This is a genomic window from Flammeovirga sp. MY04 (assembly GCF_001682195.2).
In the GTDB taxonomy this organism is placed as follows: domain Bacteria; phylum Bacteroidota; class Bacteroidia; order Cytophagales; family Flammeovirgaceae; genus Flammeovirga; species Flammeovirga yaeyamensis.
In genome coordinates, this window is sequence record NZ_CP003560.2 from 5,003,093 (window position 1) to 5,026,280 (window position 23,188).

The following is a 23,188-nucleotide window of genomic DNA, read 5'->3' on the forward strand; positions in this document are numbered from 1 at the left end:
AGTAATGTCTATTTTTCATTGATGAACTTACCAACAATTTTGTTTTATTGCAAACATTTATCCCTCAACATCATTTATTATAATAGGTAGATGTGCAAACATATTTGATATTGCGTTTACTTTTTTCTCATTTTATCGTAAATTAAATATGTGCTTTGTGTGAAGTAGGCATTTTATGTGCACTATCACTTTTTACTATATCCATTACAATTACATCATATATGAAATATACTCAAGGAATCATTCACGATTGGGAAAATAAACTAAAAGACTTACTGGATTCTGAATTACCTGGAAGATTCGCACACGATTTAATGTCGTCTCAACATCGTCAAGATGTAACGCCAATAAAAATACCTACTACTGCTAGAAAGGCAGCTGTTCTTATTTTATTGAAAGAATCGGGGGATACATGGATGTTTCCTTTAATTAAACGTCCATCTTATGATGGAGTACATAGCGGTCAGATGGCTTTTCCTGGAGGAAAAATGGATGATACTGACGAAGATATTATATACACAGCCTTAAGAGAATGTGAGGAAGAGGTAGGAATAAAAGTCGATCGATCTCAAGTGATTGGGAGATTATCTGATTTATATATTCCACCATCGAATATGCACGTGGTTCCTGTAGTGGCGACTTATCACGAAAAATTTGATTATACAATAGATGAGTATGAAGTAGATCAAGTAGTTGAGGCAACCATAGATCAGCTACAAGATCCAGACAATCATACGGAGTATAAGTTCAAAACACCTAAAGGGCAGATTTACAAAACCCCTTCTTTTGAAGTGGATGGTCATACCGTTTGGGGTGCTACAGCAATGATGTTAAGCGAGTTATTGATGATTATCGAGAAGCTCGATTAAACTAGAATCATTTCAAAAAAAATAAATTAGAAAGTCCAAATTCGCCATTTGGACTTTTTTTACAACTCTTTGATCTTTTTCACCAATTAAACCCAATGACTATCCGCCACCTTTGTAATGTTCATTAAGTAAAACAAAAACAAAACTCTTATACTACTATGAAAACATTACAATCACAATCGGTATTCATCACAGGTGCAAATGGAGGAATGGGTAAGAAAACAACTAAGATCCTTACAAAACGAGGCTATAAGCGAATAGCAATGGCTTGTAGAACTGTTGAGAAAGCAGACATCGCAAAAATTGAAATCTCAAACGAACTAGGAAATATAAAATTTGATGCTTTAGAAACCTATGGCGGTTTTGATATGAACAATCCTAAAGCTATTGAAGAGGCGGTGAATCATTTACCCTCAGACCAACCTTTTGATGTGGTATTCTTACAATCGGGAGGAGTGGTGTTTACCAAAGATTTCCAATTTATAGAACATCAAGGTAGAAAGTTTGAAAAGACGATTTTCCAGAATACCATTGGAGGTTATATCACATTGTATCATTTAAAGAGAAGAGGATTATTGAAACCAAATGCCAAAGTGATCTTTGCAGGAGGAGAAGGAGCAAGAGGTATTCCTGGCATGATAGAAAAGCCAACATTTTCATCGCCTAAACAACTATCTGATTATGTTTACGGACAGTCTGATATAAAATACAAAGACATGAACGCTATGGGAGTTTCTAAATATTCTAGTGCTATCCTCACTCAAAAATTAGCAGAGTTATATAAAGATGAATTAGAGGTAATTTGGTTTACTCCTGGCTTGACGTATGGTACAAATGGGTTAGCTGCCAAACCTGCTATAGAACGTTTCTTCTTAGAGAAAATCGGTTTTGGAATGATGGCATTGTTTGGCATCGCTCAAAGTCCAAAAGCTGCAGCACAAAAATATGTGGATGCCATTGAAGGAAGGTACGGAAAGAATGGAGATGTTCTAGGTGCTCCTGATAAAAAGATGTTGGGTAAAATTACCGATCAAAAACCGATGAACGAAGCATTAACAGATGCCGCTTTAATTGATGAGTTCTGGCACATTATCAAAGAGAATTTTGGAGAGTTACCCAAGTCTACATTGGCGAATGTGGGGTAATTATCAATCATAAAGAGTAAGTAACGATTAGATAGTTAAGAGTAGAGAGTGATGAAGTTTTTTGACTTCTCACTCTTTTTTTATCTCATTTTATTAAATCATACAAAATAAAGTTTGTTTATCACTTTTTATGAAATAGATTTGTGGTACTTAACAAACTAATTTTTTTATCATGCAAACTCTTATTAAAAAGCTAAGCTTACTAATTGTGACTAATTTTTTACTCTTCGGATGTGCTTCTTCTTATCATCCGATTGCCCCTCAAAGTCTAAGTTATAATTCCACATATAAGCTGGATGACTTCAAACTAAGGTATGAGTATAATGTACTTAGAAATAATAAGTACAAGAAAAAAGAATCGAAAAGAGGAATTCACTTAGTAGCAGTTGAATTTACTAATAACTCTGATCATGACGTGGTTTTTGGTAAAGATGTACTTTTGGTATCAACAAGTGGTGCTTACTTGGATCCTATAAGCACTCAAGATGCGTTCGTTGGATTGAAACAATCTGTAGAATCCTATTTGTTGTACCTTCTATTAAGTTTTACCACTTTTGATCGTACTACTACAGATTCTAATGGAAGAACTGAATCAAGTTCATTTCCTATTGGATTGATCATCGGTCCAGGTATCGCAGGTGGTAATATGATTACAGCTGGTAATGCCAATGCTAAGTTTAAAAGTGAATTGGAAATGTATGATATCATGAATAAGACTATCCATGCAGGAGAGACTAAGCATGGTATTGTTGCTCTACGAACTAATTCATATCCATCTTTGACTTTAAAACTAGCTGGAGATCAATAGTAATAATAAAAAGGAGTTAGATGCAGCTTTAGATGCTCCTAACTCCTTTTTTATTTTCTGAAAAGGCGTTTAATTAAACGTCTTTTTTTATTTCTATTATATCGTCGACGAGAAAATTCTAGCTTGCGGCTTAGCGACCAACATTCTAGCATCCAATGTCATACAAATATTTCTAACGAAAGGTCTACCTTTTTCTGTTACTTCTAATGATCTATCGTTCACGATCACTAAGCCGTCTTTTTGCATTTCTTCTAGCTTTTCGTCTAGATTAGCAAATAGAGGTAGTTGCGCCGTCTCATCGTCCCATTCTGTTTCGAAATGACACATCACATTTAAGATATGCTTACGCACCAATAAATCTTCTTCTGATAGGACATGACCTCTGAAAACAGGAAGTTTACCTTCGGCAACTGCTGCTTTGTAATCCTCTACTTTCTTTAAGTTTTGAGCAAATGATGTCCAAGAATCAGAAATTGATGAGCAACCTAAACCTACCATCAATTGAGTGTAAGTTGGAGCATAACCCATAAAGTTTCTATGTAATGACTTATTATCTGCCGCAATAGCTAAAGCATCTGTTGGAAGTGCAAAGTGGTCCATGCCAATTTCTACATAACCTGCTTCTTCGAACATTTCTTTACCTACCTCATACAAAGCTCTTTTTTCTTCGTTAGATGGAAGGTCTTCATCAGAGAATCCACGTTGACCTGGAGCAGTCCAAGGCACGTGTGCATAAGAATAGTAAGCAATACGATCTGGTCTAAGTGCATTTGATTTTGCAATCGTGTCCTTCACACATTCTAACTTTTGGAATGGTAAACCGAATACTAAATCAAAATTGACAGAGGTGTAACCAATCTCTCTTGCTTTATTGGTAACGAATTCGACTTGCTCATAAGACTGTACTCTATTGATTGCCTTTTGTACAACAGGATCAAAATCCTGAATACCTAAACTCAATCTTCTAAAGCCTACAGCGTAAAGTGCTTCTAGGTGTTCTACAGTTGTATTTACAGGGTTGGCTTCAAAACCCAATTCCATTTCCTCATGAGCAACAGCATCTTCGAAAATACCATTAATTAGTTTCTGAAGATTTTCTGGAGAGAAGAAAGTAGGCGTACCACCACCCAAGTGTATTTCTTTAATTTTAGCTTTTTCTTCACCAAAAATCTGAACATACATTTTCCACTCTTTTAAAAGTGTATCGATGTACGATTCTTCTACACCATGGTTAACAGTAATACGTTTATTACACCCACAGAAAGTACACAACTTCTCGCAATAAGGAAGGTGTATATATACACTAATACCATCTTTGTCGTTACTTGCTTGGAAAGCATCAGCAACATGGTCAGCCCATTGTTGTAAAGTAGGATCATTGTCCCAAAAAGGTACCGTAGGATAACTTGTGTATCTAGGACCCGGAACATTATATTTTCTTATGAGTGTCTTGTTTTCCATGCCGCAAATATAATCATATCGATCATGATATTAAGGAGAAAGTTATCCTTATTGAGTTTTGTTAAAACTTACCTTAACTAAATGAAGATTTCTCCCTTTAAATATGTTTGTGCTTTTCCAGAAATCAACACCCTTTCTCCTTGGTCTTCACATAGTAATATGCCCCCTCTTTTTGATAACTGATGAGCAACAAGTGAGTTTTTACCCAATATTTCCGACCAATGTGGTATCAATACGGTATGTGCAGAACCAGTCACAGGATCTTCGTTGATACCAATGCCAGGGTGAAAAAATCGTGAAACGAAATCTGCTTCATTTGTTCCTTTTGCCGTAACGATTATTCCTAAATCAGGACTTTGATCGTTGATCATATTAAAATTGGGAGTGAGTTCTTTTACTGTTTTCTCATTTTCCACATGTGCTACCAAGAACATTCCAGATTCGAAACATTCATCGACTTTACAACCTAATGCTTTCTCTAAAAAACTAGGAGTATTTACTTTACTTGGTTTTTGACTTGGAAAATTAAGTGTCAATCCGTTTTGATCTTTAGTCACAGATAGTTTTCCACTTAAATGGGAAACAAACTGTATTTTATCACTTTGTATATTTTGATGATGAAACAAATAATGAGCTGCGGCCAATGTCGCATGACCACATAATCTGATCTCAGTTTCTGGCGTAAACCATCGTATTTGATATTCATTTTCAGCAGGAACAAAAAAGACAGTTTCCGCTAAATTATTCTCCATTGCAATGTTTTGCATGCTGTTTTCAGGAATCCATTCTGTAAGAGGAACAACTGCTGCAGGATTCCCTTCAAAAATATTTTCACAAAAAGCATCAATTTGATAAATTGGAAGTGTCATGTTTTATTCTTTTTAGCGACTAACAAAATATGATTAGAATAGTTTATTACTTATTGGATAAATATTCTATGAAATTTTTCAATCTAATAATTATATCAAACTTACAATTTATCTACATTTTACTATGAAAAAATTACTTTATTTTATCTTTCTAGCTTTTACACTTACCATGATTTCTTGTAATGATAACGAGAAACCTGATGCTCTTTCTGAAGATGATGTTTTAGCTTCACAAGAAGAAAGTGATTCAACAGCAGTAGTGGCCGATGAAAATATGGATGGTTTCCTTTCTGGAACTTTTGAAGGGTCAAGTGCTCATCCAAGTACTACAGGTATGGTAACATTAGATGGTAGACAGTTAAGTTTTAATGATGAATTTTATTCAGATTCAGGTCCAGATTTATTTATTTACTTAGCACAAGATTTAGAAGGAAATGGATTTGTCAACCTAGGTACATTAAAAAGTACAAGAGGTGTACAAACCTATGAGGTACCAGAAGATATAGATTTTACAAAAAATAAATATGTGCTTGTTTGGTGTCAGCAGTTTGCGGTACTATTTGGTAGTGCAGAATTGCAATAGATACTCTTATAGGTAACAAAAATGGTCATTTGAGGATATCAAATGACCATTTTTTTATGTATACTGACTAGGTATTTTTCCAAATTGTTTTTTAAAGCATTTTGTAAAATACTTTGGATCATTAAATCCAACGAGATAGGCTACTTCAGAGACTCTATAATTCTTACTTTTTAGAAGTTTACAAGCCTCATCCATCCTAAAATCTTGAATCACATTTTTTGCGGTTTTCCCAGTTAATAGTTTAAGCTTTCTGTAAAAGTTAGCATGACTCATTCCCATTTTTTTCTCTAGAAGTTCCACAGAAAAATCGGGGTCGCTTAAACCTTCTGTAATTAACAAATAGAGTTTTTCAAGAAAGACCTCATCTTCATCCGTCAGAGAAACTTCTTTTTTAATAGTTATGTCCTTGTTGGATTTACTTTTTATTGCTAAAGCTGAATTTCTATTTTTTATTATCACAAAACCTATCAATAACATAGATATAAAGCTGATCAAGATGTTCATAGCACTATATGTGCTTGATGTTTTAATATTCACTTTTACTTCTTGCCACTGACTATCGTCAAAAATACCGTCTAGGTTGGAAATTCTATATTTAAAAGTGTATGTGCCATCATTTAAAGATTGATATTGAATACTTTTTTGGGTAGAGTTGGCAAACTTAATACAACTATCTATATCAACTAATTGATATTGGAAATTACATTTTTTTGTAGCAGTAACTGATTTAGCTCTTAGTTTAAGATGAAGTTCATTTTTGGATATGGTAACTTTATCCCCAACGATCTCTTCACTTTTATCATCTTGAAGTAAACATAGTACAGCTTCTTGCAAGGAAGAGTCTGATTGGATAGTGGATGGAGAAAAACTTATCACTCCATTTACAGTACCAAAAAATAGTTTATTATCAGAGGTTTTATGGACGGTATGTTCAGAAAATTCGTTTGATGCTAATCCCCTTTTGTTATTATACCTTACTAACTGTTTTAAATCTACAGAGGAATATTTTATTAAACCTTTATTGATGCCAATCCATAAGTTCTTATCATCATCTTCTGTGATACTCTGAATAACATGTTTCGATAAGCGTTTATCTTTTTCTGAGATAGTTAACCCCTCATTTTTTCTGTGAATGAGATGCAATCCATTATATGTTCCTATAAAATAAGTACTGTCGTTTTGTTTGTAAATAGATCGAACAAAGTCATTAGAAAGTGCAATAGTATCTTTTGATGTAAACGATGTCACATTCGTAATTTTATCTTCTGCATCTAGTTTTAGTACATTTACTCCTCCTCCTTGCATGCCTAACCATAATTCTCGATAGACCGAATCGAAAACCACTACTCTACAATTGTTATGGTTAATGCTTGGAGATGTATTTTGATTATAAACGGATTGTAACCATTGATTTTCCTTTCTTTCTAGTCGCACCAATCCTTTTCTAGAAGTAATCCAAAAAACGTTTTGACTACTTTTTGCCAATGAGGTAAGATACGAATTCAGGTGTATGCTATTTGATTTTTTCCAAGAAGACTGACTACGTTTAAAAATACTCAGTGTATCAGAACCACATACATACATTTCATCTTTATCTAATTTGATATCATATACTAATTGATGTCCTAGTCCATAATTTTGAATGTTCTTATTCTTCAAATCATACGACCATAAACCTCCATTATGGATGCCAATAAACATCTTATTGGACTTTTCATCGATAGATAATGCACGAATAAAATTCTGTTTGATATCATGATTATCTGTGATTTCTTGAAATGCATAATGAATGAAATTTTGATGGAATTGATCAATATAATTGACACCAGCACCAGAAGTAGCCAACCATAATCCATTGTTTTTATCTTTATATATTTTTTGAATGATATTGGAAGACAGATTCTCTACTTTAGAACAAGATTGGTCAGATAAGGGATTTGTAATTTCTATTACTCCATTGATGCTTGACCCTAAGTAAACTTTTCCTTTGTTATAACTACAGATACTTTGTACACCTTGGTAAGCACCTAATTTGTTGATATTATCGGATCCATATTTAAAATAATAAACACCATATTTTTCCCCATAAACACTGCAAAATAAGCCTTCAGCATCGGAAGAAATGGATTGAATTTTACTATCGGCAAGAAAAGAAGGAATAACTCTTTGATATGTTTTTATTCCGGTTTCTTTTATTGAGAGAGAAATTAATCCATCATTAGAAGCCACCCATACAGATTGATGGTCAGGGTGATTAATTAGTTCATGAACATTATTGATTGGAAAGAAATAGGTGTTCTTAATATTTGAAATTGAAGCCAAGTTTTTTGAAATATTTATGGCATATACACCTTTAATTGAGCCTACCCATAGATAATCATCAATAATAATTAAGGAGTTGATTCTCTCGTGAATATCAAATAGTTCGAATTGGAGAGAAGTGAATTTTTTTTCTAATGGATGATAAATATGGATGCCTTTATCAGTTCCTAACCAAATTCTATGATAACGATCTTCCACCATAGAGCGGATGGTGTTGTTTGGTAATCCATCTTCAGTATTATAAACCGTTATTTGATCACCATCATACTTATTAAGCCCATCGATAGTACCAATCCATAGATTTCCAAAATCATCTTCTAAGAATGAATAGACCTCGCCATGCGATAAACCATTGTTGAAATTGAGTTTATTTACAGGGTATTTAATACCAAAAACATTATTGGATAGGAATAGAAGTATGTTGAAAAATAGTAACGTTTTTAGCGACTGAGTTGGATAGTTAATGTTAATTGTATTCATTCATTTCTAGCATTTATATAATGTAATCATCAAACTTTTTTGATACAATATCTTATATGTATATCAAAGAAATTGATCGGTCGGATGATTTCAAAAATTAGGACAACTAATGCTGCTAGAAATGAACTGAGGCAGTAATAATATGTATTATCAGATACAAAAAGCACCAATCACTTTTACATGATCGGTGCTGAATTATCATTTTCTACGGATGATTAATTTAGTAACCTGGGTTTTGTTTTAGGTTGTATGAAATGACTTCACCTGCTGGTATAGGTAATACTGGAATGCTACCATTAATGCTATGCGATTGCATTCTTGTAGATACTGTTTGAGGATCTGTATTAGGGCGATATCCAATATTTGGTTTGCTTAATGCAGCAGCATAGTTATTTGTTCTAATCAAATCCCATGTTCTTGTACATTCTGCGGCTAATTCTACTCTTCTTTCGTGAAGAATAGCTTGAAGTAATTCATCGCCTGTAGCATTAACGTCTGGCAATACTCCCGAATTATCTCTTGGTGCATATCCATTTGGTTCATCGGCAGTCCAACCCATAGGGTAAGTCATTTTTCTTGCTCTCGCTCTCACTTCATTAAGTTTACTTTGAGCCATACCAACATTGCCAGTATGATATGCGGCTTCTGCATGCATCAAAAGTACATCAGCATAACGCATTTTTCTCTGATTTTGAGGATGGTCGGTATTATTGTTACCTCTTAAGGCAGGGTCCATAATTACCTTTCTCATGAAATAACCGGATTGTGCCTCAAATTCTGGAAGCCCTTGAGGAATACCATAAGCAAGATCGTTTTCTTTACCAACTGTCCATTCTAGACGAGGATCACCCGCTTCAAACTCATCTACTAAATCTTGAGAAGGGCATAGTTGACCCCAACCCCAACCTTTGTTTACACTGTTACCTCTTGGGTTTACTGCTCTTGGACTATTAGTACCTGTATTGGCTCTTGTTGCACCGGTATTCGATGTTTCATGTTGCAATTCAAAAATAGAACCTGGACCATTTTCGCCTTCAGCTTCCCAAATAGTTGCTAAGTTATCAGCCAACCAATATTCACCGGAGTTGATTACTTTGTTTGTGTAAGTCATTACATCGTTCCATTGACCGATACCTGTTTTATAAATTCCAATATCGTACATAATCAAACGAGCAAGGTAAGCGTTGGCTGCTCCAGAAGTTGCTAGTCCCATTTCCATTTCCTTCTTTGTTCCTAGAAGATTTGCAGCAAGCTCGAAATCACTTTTTATCTGGGCAGTCATTTCTTCTAATGTAGCTCTAGGAGTAACTCCAATCTGATCTACACTTACAGGTTTTGTAAATAATGGTACTCCACCGAATAATCTCAATAGGTAGAAGTAAGCATATCCTCTAATAAAATATCCCTCTCCTAAGAGTCTATCTTTTTGCTCTCCATCGTAAGCACTAGATTGTTCAATTCCATTTAATGCTGTATTCGTACGGTGAATTGTTTGGAATAATCCATCGTAAGGATTAAATGAGATTTGACTTGTGTTGATACCGTTCCATTCTTTAAGATCCTGAAGGTCTAGTCCGTCGGAGAAGAACTTATCTCCCTTCCATGCATTATCGCTCATTACTTCTCCGTAGTTCCATTCTTGATAAACTCCGGATTTACCAGGCTTTTCAGCAACCAAGGCATTGTAACAAGCGTTCATCGCCATACGGGCATTCTCATATTCGTTATAATACGATACGGAATCAACGGCTTTACCTAAAGGTTCTCTATCTAAGAAACTACACGCTGATAGTACTAGAGAAAATAGTAAGAAGTATGATATATATCTTATTGATTTCATATTCATCAAATTTAAAGGGGGATGGAATTAGAATTTCATATTTAGACCTGTAGAGAATATTCTCGAAGTAGGGTAGGTACCCATATCAACACCTTGTCCTAGTGGATCTCCTTTTAAATCGCCAATATTGGCAGGGTCATAACCTCTGTATCCTGTAATTGTAAATGCATTATCAACAGATACAAAAAGTCTAAATTTCTTGATCCCTAATTTTTGGTTGACATTGTTAGAAAATGTATAGCCTAATTGAATGTTTTGTAATCTTAAGTAGCTACCATCCTCAACATATTGATCGGAGAATCGCATATTATTATTCGGATCATCAGGAGAAGAACGGTGCATTGTTCCATTCGGATTATTTTCAGGATGGAAACGGTTATCGTAATAATGTTTCGTTTGATTTAAAGCTACTTTTGATGTTTCTATGTAGAACATTTGTGCGTTAACAATGCTTGCACCATAAGTTCCTGTGAAGAAGATATTCAAATCAAAACCTTTGTATTCTGCTCCGATATTTAATGATCCTGTAAACGTTGGAATAAAGCTTCCAAGGTTTGTTCTATCATCGTCGTTTAATTCGCCATCATTATTCAAGTCTAAGAATTTGATATCGCCAATTTTAGCATCAGGTTGTAGTAAGTCTCCATTAGGTCCAACATGATTATCAATTTCTGATTGACTTCTAAAGATTCCATCTGTTCTATAGCCATAGTAATAAGCCATTTCATGTCCAACTTCTGTTCTGGTTAATGTACCTAGACCACCTAGTGCTCCTGCATCGATAAATCCAATTCCACCAAGTTCAACCACTGAGTTTTTGATGGTCGTAAGGTTCATTCCTACATTCCATTTAAAGTCGTGATCAATATTTCTATAATTGGCAGTGAATTCGAAACCTCTATTTCTCATCGATCCAACATTGGCAGCAGGAGGATTAGCACCTACATAAACTGGAACAGGCATTGGGACGATCATATCGATGGTGTTCTTCACAAAATATTCAGCAGAAAGAGTAACTGCATCATCAAATAAACCAACATCTAAACCAATGTTCGTCATTTCAGACGTTTCCCATTTTAGGTTTCTGTTACTCATGCTTGTTGGAATTCTTCCTTCTACAATCTCACCGGCGATCACATATCTTTGATTATTGGTCATTGCTGCCAAGTAATCATTTTCGCCAGCAGACGATTGGTTACCTACTTGTCCCCAACCTGCTCTAAGTTTTAGTTCAGAAATTTTATCAACAGATTGTAAAAGTGCTTCTTCTTTCATGTTCCATCCTGCAGAGAAAGAAGGGAAAACACCCCAACGATTACCTTCGGCAAATCTCGAAGAACCATCGGCTCTTAATGTTGCAGTAAGTAGGTATTTTGAATCGAAGTTGTAGTTTACTCTAGCAAATGCTGAAGCGATTGTACTAATGTTTTGACTAGAACCAGCATTATAATAAGAACCTTGTGCAGCTGAAAGGTATCTTAAGCTTTCACTGTGTGGGATATCAAATCCCATGGCATCTAGATTATTGTATTCCCAATATTGCATCTCACCACCAACCATGGCACCAAAATTATGCTTGTTGATCTGTTTGCTATAGTTGAAATAGTTTGACCATACCCAGTTGGTTCTTTGGTTTCTTACCTCTTCTAATTCTGAAATCGGTCGGTTTTCATCTGGGTCGATAAAAAATGCTGGAGCATATTTCTTTTGGGAGTTAATCTGATAATCCACTCCGAAATTAGAAGTGAAAACTAAGTCCTTTGCCACATTGGCATCCATTTTTAAAGATGCTACAAAACGGTTAATAAGTGATCTTTTGTATTGCTCTTCATCAACGATTCTTCGTGGGTTGTTTTTATTTGACCATTCTGTTCTAGCGTAATTTCCTTCTTCATCGTAAACAGGAGAAATAGGATCCGCCCACAAAGCAACAATAAATGGAGATCCGTTATCAAAAGTTTTATTAAGTAGGGAACGGTCTGTTCTTGTGTAGGCAATGTTTTGCCCAAAAGTCAACCAATCTGTAATCTTACTATTATGATTAAATTTCACAAAGAACCTTTCTAAATCATTATAATCGATGATACCCTCATTTTTTACATAAGAAGTAGAGAAGTTGTATTGATTTTTATCTGATCCTCCAGTTATACCAAAATTGTAATTTTGGAACGATCCATTTTTAAGAATTTCTTCTTGCCAATCTGTGCCTACAACACCATTTTCATACGTTTCTTGTAAGAATTTATATTCGTCAGATCCTTCTAAGAAACCACCACCTTCTGATCTTAGTTGAGCATATTGAGCAGCATTGGCCATCTCAATAGTATTGGTAGGACTAGAAACACCTGCTTGAGCATTAAATGTAAATACAGGCTTTTGTTGTGCCGATCCTTTTTTTGTAGAGATTAAAATTACACCGTTTGCACCTCTTGAACCATAAATTGCAGTAGCTGAAGCATCTTTTAATACTTCCATAGATTCAATATCAGCAGGAGCAATGTGGGTAATGTCGTTCATTGGAAATCCATCGACTACATATAAAGGATCTGAGTTATTAATTGTACCGATACCTCTGACTCTAACTTTGGCAGTTCCTCCTGGATCTGCAGCTGAAGTAACTTGTACACCTGCAACTCTACCTTGTAATGCTTTTTCTACATTTTCTGTAGCTACTACAGTTAATTCTTCTGCATCCACAGAAGCTACTGCGCCTGTTATGTCACTTTTCTTGGCAACACCATAGCCGACAACTACCACTTCTTCTAACTGTTCTACATCTTCTTCAAGAAGGATATTGAAGTTTATTTGTGTACCAATTGCAATTTCTTTGGTATTGTAACCGATAAATGAGATGACTAATGTCTCAGCGTTTTCTGGAACCGATAATTTAAAGTTTCCCTCAAAGTCAGTGATAGTACCTAAGCTTGTTCCTTGAATAGAAATATTTACACCTGGTATAGCGTCGTTGTTGTTCTTGTCAACAACATTTCCAGTGATGATTCTTTCTTGTGCTGCCACTTGAATGCCGTACAGCAAAAGTAGAATAAGAGTGAGTAATTTAGTTCTTTTCATACTTGCACATTTTTAATAATTCTTGAAATGTTTGTTCAAAATGCTTTGTGCAAATGTAGATTAGACACATAAAGTTGATGTGTGATTTTTAGTTCAATAAAGAGGTAGTTTAGTTCATGTGTGATTTATTTATGAATCGAGAAATTGAAATAATTAGTGGGTTTAATCTGTTGATATTTAGTGATGTGACAAAAAATACACCTAAATAATCTACTTTAAATCAGAAGGGGAATTCTATACTTCTTTATCAAAATATCTATTTGATATGGATTTTTAGAAGTTCATTTTACAATAGAGTTCATCAAAAAAATGATCAATAAAAAAAGCATAGAGTTGTTGTTCTCTATGCTCTTTCATTCTTAGAATCGATGATCCTTAGAAAATATGGTAAGTAAATAATGCTCCAAAATAAGCGAGTAAACTCATATATGTAAACTGTATTAATGGCCACTTCCAGCTTTTGGTTTCTCTTTTTACTACTGCTAATGTCGACATACATTGCATGGCAAATACATAAAATACCATTAATGAGAATGCTGTTGCAACTGTAAATTCATGTTTTCCAGTACTTGGATCTACTGCTCCAGTAAGTTTTTCTTTTAAAGGAGCAATATCTTCTCCTGCAGAACCGATGCTATATATGGTAGCCATTGTACCAACAAACACCTCTCTTGCGGCAAATGAAGTCACCAAAGCAATAGAGATTTTCCAATCGTATCCTAAAGGAGCAAAAACAGGTTCAATAGCTTTACCCATAATACCTACATAAGAAGCTTCGAGTTGTTTTGCTGCAATATAATCCTCCGTTTGTGCATCAGTTAACCCTTTTTCTACTGATTCTTGTTTTGCAATAGTTTCTGCATTTTCAATGCTATCACCTGGTCCATAAGATGCCAAAGCCCAAAGTACAATAGAAACCATCATAATCACTTTACCAGCTTCAATGATGAATGTCTTCACTTTTTCGGTTACGGTAAGACCCACGTTTTTCCAATGCGGCATTTTATAAGATGGCAATTCCATCGCAAGGAAAGTAGGAGCATCAGCTTTTAAAATCAATTTAAAAACAATACCTGCTAGAAGTGTTGCGACAATACCAAGTAAGTAGAGTCCCATAAAGGCTACTCCTTGTAGATTTAGTAAACCACCCAAAATAGGAGTATTTGGTACTGCAAAAGCAACTAAAATTGCATAAACAGGAATCCTGGCAGAACAAGAGATGAGTGGAGTAACCATAATAGTAATCATACGCTCTTTCCAATTGCCTATTGTTCTAGCCGCCATAACAGCAGGAATCGCACAAGCACCACCAGAAATAAGGGATACGATACTACGACCGCTCATACCAAATTTAGCCATAATTCTATCGAACATATACACTGCTCTAGCCATGTACCCAGATTCTTCCATTAAAGAAATTAGGAAGAATAAAATGGCAATCTGAGGGACGAATATAATAACACCACCAAGGCCAGAAAGAATACCATCTGTGATAAGGTCGGTGTACCATGCTTCGGGCATAACATTTTTTACTGCTTCGTTAAGCGTTGCCATGCCTTCATCAATTAAATCCATGGGAACGGAAGCCCACGAGAAAATGGATTGGAAAACCAACATTAATAGAGAAATGAAAATGATAGGTCCCCATATTTTGTTGGTGACGATTTTATCAATTTTATCAGAAAGTGAATCTCCTTCTAAAGATTGAATCGTAATAGAATTGTTTACTATTGGACTTAAGGTATTGTATCTAGATAACGTTTCATCAATCTGATACTTCATGTACTTAAAGTCATCTTCGATAGTGGTTTTTTCTATGAAAGTTTTCTGGCTATCATCTAAGAATGGCAATTCATTGTAATGATGTGCCCAAAGTAGCGCTTGATAATTAGATAACTTCTGAGGAGCAAATTCTTTGATTTTATCAATTGTTTTTTTCTCTTCTGAAGTGGCCGTATAAATATGTGAAGTATTATCACCCTTACCGTCGATAAGATCAATAATACTTTTGTTTAAATCGGAAATGCCATCACCTGATCTACCATTAACTTCTATAGCCTTTATTTTTAACTTCTCAGATAGACGATCAATATCTATTGAAATACCCTGTTTTATGGCTAAGTCTGCCATATTAATGGCCAAAACCACAGGAATATGCAAATCTTTAACTTGAGATAATAATAATAGGTGTCTTTCTAAGTTTGTAGCATCTGCAACATATACCACATAATCAGGATAATCTTCTGATGATGGATTAGAGAAACTGTTCAGAACAACTCTTTCATCTGAAGAAGTTGGATATAAGCTATAAGTACCAGGAAAGTCAATAATTTGTGCTTCAATATCTTTTGTAATATGACATGAACCAATTTTCTTATCGACAGTTACGCCAGGAAAGTTACCTACTTTTTGTCTTAATCCGGTTAATTGATTGAATATAGATGATTTACCTACGTTAGGGTTACCAAGTAAGGCTATTTTTATTCGTTTGGAAGTCATAGTGCTTAGTCTGTTGTTGTGAATACACTCTTTGCTTCGGTAAGACCAATAGCAAAAGCATTTTTATCCGATTTTACATAGAGTCCGCCATTAAATGGAGCTTTGCGTATTACTTTGATTCTCTTGCCCGGATATAAACCCAGCTCAATTAATCTACTTCCCACTACTTTATCAGAATATTCTGATATGATTCCTACTACACCAATAGGCAAGGTATCTAAGCTAATCATATTTGAAGTATTATTCACAAATTTAATTTAGACTGATTATAATTAGCAAATGTACAATTATCGACGAATTTTTTATAATTTAAAGGGATCATTTGATTTAAAATTGAATAATTTAAGAGATTATCCAATCTATTATCTGATAATAGATTAAGAAAATAAACAACACATGACTAACGACATCAACACCTCTGAAACTTTTGTAAAAGTAGGGACCGATCAATTATTTGTAAAACATTATGCTCCTTCTGCTGTAAACACTTCAAAAGCCATCTTAATGATACATGGTAGTATTGAAAGTGGAAGAATATTCTACTCTTTAAAAGATAAAGGATTAGGTCCTTGGTTAGCTTCTAAAGGGTATCAGGTATTTATTCCGGATTTTAGAGGAAGAGGGAGAAGTATGCCGAAAGTATCATCAAATAGTAAGAACAACCAATATGATGCTATTGAAGAAGAAATACCAGCGTTAATCAATTATATACATACTAATGTAGAAGATGCAGAATTAAACTTTGTAACACATTCTTGGGGTGGAGTATGGTTGATGGCACATATCGCAAGGCACCCTGAGTTAAAAGTAAACAGGATCATCAATATTGCTGTAAAAAGAAGTATTAGTGTCAGTTCTTTTAAAAAATGGTTTGAAGTGGATATCGTATGGAAGCATGTAGGAAAGCTGATGACTAATCTATTTGGTTATTTTCCTGCTGTAGAAATGAAGATAGGACAGGAGAATGAATCAAGAGGAGTGTATGAGGATTGTAAGCGATGGGTATATGCCAAAGACAAATGGGTAGATACTGAAGACGGGTTTGATTACATCAATGAATTTGACCATAGGAAGAACATTCCACCAACTTTATACATTACTGGGTTAAGGGAATTTTATTTGGGGCATCAAACTGATGTAAAACGTTTGATGAAAGAAGTGAATGGAGATCATGATCAATTCATATTATTATCAAAAGAAACTGGATTTGCTCACGATTATGATCATATCAATATCTGTACTTCAAAAAGTGGAGGTGATGATCATTTTCCTTTAATAGAGGCTTGGTTAAAATCTGAGGATATAGCTCCTTGGGTAAAATAAAATTAATAAAAAAAGGCTTATCATTACTGATAAGCCTTTGTGCTTTTTAGTAGGGCGGATGATGGGATTCGAACCCACGGCCCCCGGAACCACAAACCGGTGCTCTAACCAACTGAGCTACAACCGCCGTGTTTAGCGATGCAAATATAACAGTATAAAAATAAAAAATGCAACAGTTATCTGAGATAAAAGTTGCATTTTTTTATAAATGACTTGAAGTCAGCGGGAAAAATGCCCTCATGATTCCAAAGAACCATGAGGTGTATAAACATCCCACATTATATTATAGCCTTAATTACTTAAGGAATAACATTTCTGAGTATTTAGGTAGAGGCCATTCAGCGTCATCTACGAACAACTCAAGACGATCTACTGCTTCACGGATAGTGTCGAAGTATTTGTGCTTGATGCTGTCACAGAACTCAACAGCTTGAGCATTTGTGTCCTCGATTTCAAGAACTCTATCACGCTCAGTTACCATTGCAGCAACACCTTCTTTAGCTTGTGCCATAAATCCAGTTACTTCCTTAAGCGTAGTAGTGATAGCAGAAGCATCAAGACCAAGAGCAGAAAGTTTAGTAGCTGAATCAGCTAATTTAGATACATAGCTAGCAGAAGCAGGAATTACTTTGTTCAATACGATCTCTTCCATTGCTTTCGATTCGATATCGATCTTAGTAGAGTAGATCTCTGACCATACATCGTGACGAGCTTCGATTTCTCTTTCAGTAAACACGTTGTGCTTAGCGAAGATCTCTTTAGCTTCAGCTGAGATGAAGAAGTCTAAAGCACGTGGAGTATCTTTTACGTTAGATAAACCTCTTGATTCAGCCTCATCAACCCACTCTTGAGAGTAACCATCACCTTCGAAACGGATAGCCTCAGACTCTTTGATGTATTGTACTAAGATTTCTCTGATAGCAGCTTCTTTGTCTTTACCTGCAGCGATAGCAGCGTCAACTGAAGCTTTGAATTGAGTCAATTGCTCAGCAACGATCAAGTTCAACACTGTCATTGGAGTTGCAGTGTTTTGCGTTGAACCTACTGCACGGAATTCAAATTTGTTACCAGTAAATGCAAATGGAGAAGTACGGTTACGGTCAGTGTTGTCTAATTTAAGACCAGGGATCTTTTCAACACCTAATTCAATATACTCGTCACCACCTTCAGCGTAAACTAATTTACCTGATTCAGAAACTTCATTTAAGAAGTTAGTAAGTGTTGAACCTAAGAATACTGACATGATTGCAGGAGGTGCTTCGTTAGCACCTAAACGGTGATCGTTACCTGCAGAAGCGATTGAAGCTCTCATCAAGTCACCATACACGTGAACTGCTTTGATAGTGTTCACTAGAAAAGTAAGGAAGTATAAAGAACCTTCAGGTTGGAATAAGTTACGGCCTTTGTTAGTGATTAATGACCAGTTGTTGTGCTTACCAGAACCGTTCAAGTTAGCGAATGGCTTCTCGTGAAGTAAAACAGCTAAGTTATGCTCACTAGCAACTTTTTCCATAACGTCCATCATCAACAAGTTGTGATCTACAGCTGTGTTGATTTCTTCATATAATGGAGCTGCTTCGAATTGACCTGGAGCTACCTCATTGTGACGAGTAGTTACAGGAATACCTAATTTGTGGCATTGTAATTCGAAATCTTTCATGAATGCAGCAACACGTGGAGCGATAGAACCGAAATAGTGATCGTCTAATTGCTGACCATGTGGAGGCTTAGCACCAAATAAAGTACGACCTGCGATGTATAAGTCAGGACGTGCAGCGTAGAAAGCTTTATCTACTAGGAAGTACTCTTGCTCACAACCTAATGAAGCAGAAATACTAGTAACACCTTCTTCGAAATAGTTACAAACATCGATAGTCGCTTTGTTAATAGCTTCTTGTGCTTTTAACAAAGGAGTTTTGTAATCCAATGTATCTCCAGTGTAAGAAACGAAGATCGTAGGGATACAAAGCGTTTTGTTTGTAATGAAGATAGGTGATGATGGATCCCAACCAGTATAACCACGTGCTTGGTTTGTTGCACGAATACCACCGTTAGGGAATGAAGAAGCATCTGGCTCTTGTTGAGTAAGTGTTGAACCTTTGAAAGTTTCAATACCTTTTGTGTAATCAAAGAAAGAATCGTGCTTCTCTGCAGAAGATCCAGTTAGTGGTTGGAACCAGTGAGTGTGGTGAGTAACACCTTTAGAAACGGCCCAAGTCATTACTGCAGATGCAACAGCGTCAGCAGTAGCCTCGTCGATTTTAGTACCGTACTTCACTGCAGATTCTACTTTTTTGTAGATAGCTGGAGCAAGTGCAGCTTTCATTTGAGTAAGACCGAAACAGTCCTCGCCAAAATAATCTGAGATTTTGTTAGACGGAGCTTCAACTTCTTTTGCTGTTCTAGCTGAAGCTGTCTCAAGGGCGTTAAAACGAAGATTTGTCATTGTAATGTGAGATTAAAAAAACTATAGCCTAGCACACATTCAAAACGATAAACACATTTCTGTTTGTTAGTACTTAGGCGAAGTTGAAATTTTGTTTACGTTTCAAATATGACTCAGATTTTTAAAAAAATCAAGAAAATTTGGTACTTATGGGTGTAATTTTGTCTTAATAGACTTAAAATGATGAAAATTTCATAATCAAGGGTATTTTTTTATACTCTATTCGATTTTTTAGTCTCTTTAAGTGTGTAAATAACACATTTAGAGCTGTTTTTTGAGGGTTTTCTTTGTGATTAAGGGAGGTAGTTGAAAAATTATTTGTCTTTAGTAATGTTCCTGAAGTTTCTTCCTTAATATATAGAGAAGGTAGAGGAGGATTGGTGTGAATGTATAGTTATATTCAATAAAGTTTCAAGCTTTTGGTTTCGTTCTTTTATCACTCATAATTTATAGTGATAGTTCAGAAATTTATTGATCAATAAAAAAGCCAACCTTATTAATAAGGTTGGCTTCATATATATTATAGTATTGTTAGTCTTTCTTAGAAAGCATATACAACTGCTAAAGTAGCTTGAGTAGCTGATTTTGAATCAAAATCAGATGCAGCTTCTTTTTCTTTAGAACCGAAGAAGATTTCAGTGTCAGCAGCGTCATATCTTAATTCAGGAATTACCATTAGAGGTCCTAAAGCAATGTTACCTGATAAAGTGAATGCGTTGATATTAACAGTTGACTCCTCTAGAGTGTTGTCACCCGATGGCTTGTAAGTATCTGCAAAGTTTTCGTAACGTAAACCTAAAGCAAATGACTCAGATAATGCATATTGTCCATAAAGAGCTACACCAGTGTAAACTTGATCAGCAGTAGCTAAATCGACTGTGTATTGGTCTTTTTTATCAGCCCAAGCAGCGTTTAAACCTAAGTAGAAAGCGTCAGTAACTTGGTAACCTGCAGTGATATCAACAACAGTTCTTGTTGAAGATGTGAAACCGTTCAAGTAAACATCGAAACCTTCAGCAGGAGCAACATATAATTGAGCACCTAAACCACTCATACCTAAGTTAGGAGCAGCACTGTATGAATCCCACTCGTTAGTGAAAACACCAACCATTAAAGCAACTCTATCAGAGAATGCGTAATCAAACTTCAAACCAGCATTTTGGAAAGGACCGTTTGAGAATAAGTAAGAAGTAGAGTAGTTGAAGTTACCTGTTGGAGAGATAATTTCGTAACCAACAAATGTACCCATGAAACCAGCAGTTGCTGATAATTTCTCAGTTAGTTGGTATGAAGCATATAAGTTTTGGATATGGAAGTTACCGTCACCGATAGAACCGTTAGATCTTGGACCAAAAGATAAATCTGCAACAAATGAAGCTTTACCTAAAGTTTGTGATAAGATCACGTTAGCCATACCTAAATTGATCGAGTTTTGATCTCCTTGGAAACTTGTTCCAATATTCATAGCATCTGTACCAGCAAAATCATAGTTGTAGAATAAATCTACTGAACCTGAAATTGAAAGTTTATTTGCTTCTGTTTCTTCTGTTGCTTCTACAGATTCTTCAGCGATAACTTCAGTCTCAGCTGAATCTTGTGCCATAACAATTGAACCCGTAAACAATAGGGATGCGATTAAAGAGAATACCTTAGTTTTCATCTTAAATAGTAAATTTAAATAGAGGTGAATAATAATATTTGTTGGATATACTTACTTCGCACACAATGAAGTAACTATATAATCATAAGTTCGATTAGTTGAGAACGTTAGAACTTACAATGAGATGTTTATAATTTTTGTATAACGATTATATAAACGAAGGAGAGGATTGCCTCTCCTTCTATATAATATCTTAGTTATCGAAAGTGATAGTATAACCACGGATACCGTGCTCATGGCTATCAAGACCTTCGTTTTCGTGCTCTTCAGAAACTCTTACACCGATAGTGAATTTCAATGCATAGAAGATTGCAAGTGATGAGAAGAATGCTACTGCACCGTAAGCTGCTACACCTGTCAATTGAGTAATGAATTGAGACATACCAGCTTTTTGGCCTAAAACACCAAGTGCTAAAGTACCGATGATACCACAAGTTAAGTGAACAGATACTGCACCAACACAATCATCCAATTTCAACTTATCCATGCCAATTGCAGAGAATACTACAACTACACCACATACGATACCAATAAGGATTGCTTCGTTTGGTGACATTTGGTCAGCACCAGCAGTAATACCTACTAAACCAGCAAGAATACCGTTCAATACCATACCTAAGTCGAAACGTTTGAAGGCGATATAACCACCTAACCATCCACCGATAGCACCTGCAGCTGCAGCTAAAGTAGTAGTTACTAATACTAATGAGATTGACTCAGGATCTGCAGAAAGAACTGATCCACCGTTAAATCCGAACCATCCGAACCATAATAAGAATACACCAATTACAGCTAAAGGAACTGAAGAACCTGGCTTGTCGATTACTTTACCGTTAACATACTTACCTTTACGAGCACCAATTGCAATGATACCTGCTAGAGCAGCCCATCCACCAACTGAGTGTACTACTGTAGAACCAGCGAAGTCATAGAAGCCCATTTCAGACAACCATCCGCCACCCCAGTGCCATGAACCTAGTACAGGGTAGATGAAACCTACAAGGAAGAAAGTGAAAATAAAGTAAGCTGAGATTTTGATACGTTCTGCAACAGCACCTGATACAATAGTTGCACAAGTTGCTGCGAACATTGCTTGGAATAAGAAGTCAGTCCAATAAGTATAAGCTCCACCTGCGTAACCTAAAGAAGTGTATCCTTCTGGTAAGCTAAGACCCCATCCTGCGAAACCAAAGATTCCGTTGAATTCTCCTGGGTACATTAAGTTGAAACCGAACCAAGCGTAAGAAATGATACCAACACTTAAATCAACAGTGTTTTTGAAAAGAATGTTTACAGTGTTTTTAGCTTGAGTAAAACCCGCTTCAACACATGCAAAACCTAGTGCCATTATAAATACTAGCATTGTTGAAACTAGCATCCAAATGTTGCTTGCTGTTAAGCCTACATTTTGTAATTGCTCTGCTGTTACAGCCTGAGCTACCGATTCTGTTGCCAACGTTGCGTCGGCAATTAGGTGAATAGATGAGAACATTGCAGTCGAAAATTTTAAAAATTATTAGATAGTGTCATAACCGAATTGATGTGATACTCCGTTTAGTGAGATTCGAATGAATCCCATTAAACGGATCACTCACATCTATTTAGAGAAAAAGGACATATACAAGAAAATCTTGTACTCTTTTCCTCTGATTTCATATACAATTGTAGAAGTATCGCTTAAGAATTGCAAATAGGAGGGTAAAAAAAGACCCTGTTTGTTTGAATTTTTTAAATATTTTCAAAAAACAGGGTTTATTTTAAAGATATATCAACGAAATTGTTGTTCTTTTAAATTTATTAAGTTTAAAAAT

Annotated in this window: 15 protein-coding genes and 1 tRNA gene; 5 read left to right on the forward strand and 11 right to left on the reverse strand. The window is 35.4% G+C overall.

Annotated features, from left to right (window positions below; all coding sequences use genetic code 11):
- The first annotated feature begins 221 nt into the window (after positions 1-221).
- The 3 genes from MY04_RS20110 (at position 222) to MY04_RS20120 (ending at position 2,822) form a co-directional block, all read left to right on the forward strand.
- Positions 222-869 (forward strand): NUDIX hydrolase, encoded by a 648-nt coding sequence (locus MY04_RS20110; protein ID WP_084005990.1) that lies wholly within the window; start codon positions 222-224, stop codon positions 867-869.
- Positions 870-1,027: 158 nt separating this feature from the next.
- Positions 1,028-2,014, forward strand: coding sequence for an SDR family NAD(P)-dependent oxidoreductase (locus MY04_RS20115; RefSeq protein WP_066212781.1), 987 nt, complete (start codon positions 1,028-1,030; stop codon positions 2,012-2,014).
- A gap of 172 nt (positions 2,015-2,186) precedes the next feature.
- Positions 2,187-2,822 (forward strand): hypothetical protein, encoded by a 636-nt coding sequence (locus MY04_RS20120; protein WP_066212784.1) that lies wholly within the window; start codon positions 2,187-2,189, stop codon positions 2,820-2,822.
- A gap of 96 nt (positions 2,823-2,918) precedes the next feature.
- On the opposite strand, the gene hemN is transcribed toward MY04_RS20120, so the two are convergent.
- Together hemN and MY04_RS20130 are read right to left on the reverse strand one after the other, a co-directional pair.
- The gene (gene hemN, locus MY04_RS20125; RefSeq protein ID WP_066212787.1) at positions 2,919-4,283 is read right to left on the reverse strand and encodes an oxygen-independent coproporphyrinogen III oxidase; all 1,365 of its coding nucleotides are present in this window, start codon (positions 4,281-4,283) and stop codon (positions 2,919-2,921) included.
- Positions 4,284-4,360: 77 nt separating this feature from the next.
- Positions 4,361-5,152, reverse strand: a complete 792-nt coding sequence (locus tag MY04_RS20130; protein WP_066212789.1) for a PhzF family phenazine biosynthesis protein — start codon at positions 5,150-5,152, stop codon at positions 4,361-4,363.
- A gap of 124 nt (positions 5,153-5,276) precedes the next feature.
- On the opposite strand from MY04_RS20130, the gene MY04_RS20135 reads away from it, so the two are divergent.
- On the forward strand, positions 5,277-5,735 hold the full coding sequence (locus tag MY04_RS20135; RefSeq protein WP_084005991.1) for a DM13 domain-containing protein: 459 nt from the start codon (positions 5,277-5,279) through the stop codon (positions 5,733-5,735).
- A gap of 54 nt (positions 5,736-5,789) precedes the next feature.
- Here the strand turns inward: MY04_RS20135 and MY04_RS20140 are convergent, their stop codons facing one another.
- The 5 genes from MY04_RS20140 to MY04_RS20160 all read right to left on the reverse strand — a co-directional run bounded on the left by MY04_RS20140 (position 5,790) and on the right by MY04_RS20160 (position 16,178).
- The gene (locus MY04_RS20140; RefSeq protein WP_066212792.1) at positions 5,790-8,537 is read right to left on the reverse strand and encodes a two-component regulator propeller domain-containing protein; all 2,748 of its coding nucleotides are present in this window, start codon (positions 8,535-8,537) and stop codon (positions 5,790-5,792) included.
- 220 nt (positions 8,538-8,757) lie between these two features.
- Positions 8,758-10,377, reverse strand: coding sequence for a RagB/SusD family nutrient uptake outer membrane protein (locus MY04_RS20145; RefSeq protein WP_158297798.1), 1,620 nt, complete (start codon positions 10,375-10,377; stop codon positions 8,758-8,760).
- A gap of 27 nt (positions 10,378-10,404) precedes the next feature.
- On the reverse strand, positions 10,405-13,449 hold the full coding sequence (locus MY04_RS20150; protein ID WP_066212799.1) for a SusC/RagA family TonB-linked outer membrane protein: 3,045 nt from the start codon (positions 13,447-13,449) through the stop codon (positions 10,405-10,407).
- A 375-nt stretch (positions 13,450-13,824) separates the two neighbouring features.
- Positions 13,825-15,948, reverse strand: coding sequence for a ferrous iron transport protein B (feoB, locus tag MY04_RS20155; protein WP_066212803.1), 2,124 nt, complete (start codon positions 15,946-15,948; stop codon positions 13,825-13,827).
- A 5-nt stretch (positions 15,949-15,953) separates the two neighbouring features.
- Positions 15,954-16,178: a FeoA family protein gene (locus MY04_RS20160; RefSeq protein ID WP_066212806.1), complete on the reverse strand. Its 225-nt coding sequence runs from the start codon at positions 16,176-16,178 to the stop codon at positions 15,954-15,956.
- A gap of 166 nt (positions 16,179-16,344) precedes the next feature.
- Here MY04_RS20160 and MY04_RS20165 point away from each other — a divergent pair, with 166 nt between their 5' ends.
- Positions 16,345-17,271 (forward strand): alpha/beta fold hydrolase, encoded by a 927-nt coding sequence (locus MY04_RS20165; RefSeq protein WP_066212812.1) that lies wholly within the window; start codon positions 16,345-16,347, stop codon positions 17,269-17,271.
- A gap of 53 nt (positions 17,272-17,324) precedes the next feature.
- Here MY04_RS20165 and MY04_RS20170 read toward each other — a convergent pair.
- The 4 genes from MY04_RS20170 to MY04_RS20185 all read right to left on the reverse strand — a co-directional run bounded on the left by MY04_RS20170 (position 17,325) and on the right by MY04_RS20185 (position 22,869).
- Positions 17,325-17,398 (reverse strand) — tRNA-His (locus MY04_RS20170).
- A 168-nt stretch (positions 17,399-17,566) separates the two neighbouring features.
- Positions 17,567-19,717, reverse strand: a complete 2,151-nt coding sequence (locus MY04_RS20175) for a glutamine synthetase III family protein (RefSeq protein ID WP_066212815.1) — start codon at positions 19,715-19,717, stop codon at positions 17,567-17,569.
- A gap of 541 nt (positions 19,718-20,258) precedes the next feature.
- Complete coding sequence (locus MY04_RS20180) at positions 20,259-21,377, reverse strand: outer membrane beta-barrel protein (RefSeq protein ID WP_084005992.1); 1,119 nt, start codon at positions 21,375-21,377, stop codon at positions 20,259-20,261.
- A 193-nt stretch (positions 21,378-21,570) separates the two neighbouring features.
- The gene (locus MY04_RS20185) at positions 21,571-22,869 is read right to left on the reverse strand and encodes an ammonium transporter (RefSeq protein ID WP_066212818.1); all 1,299 of its coding nucleotides are present in this window, start codon (positions 22,867-22,869) and stop codon (positions 21,571-21,573) included.
- Between the last annotated feature and the right edge of the window lie 319 nt (positions 22,870-23,188).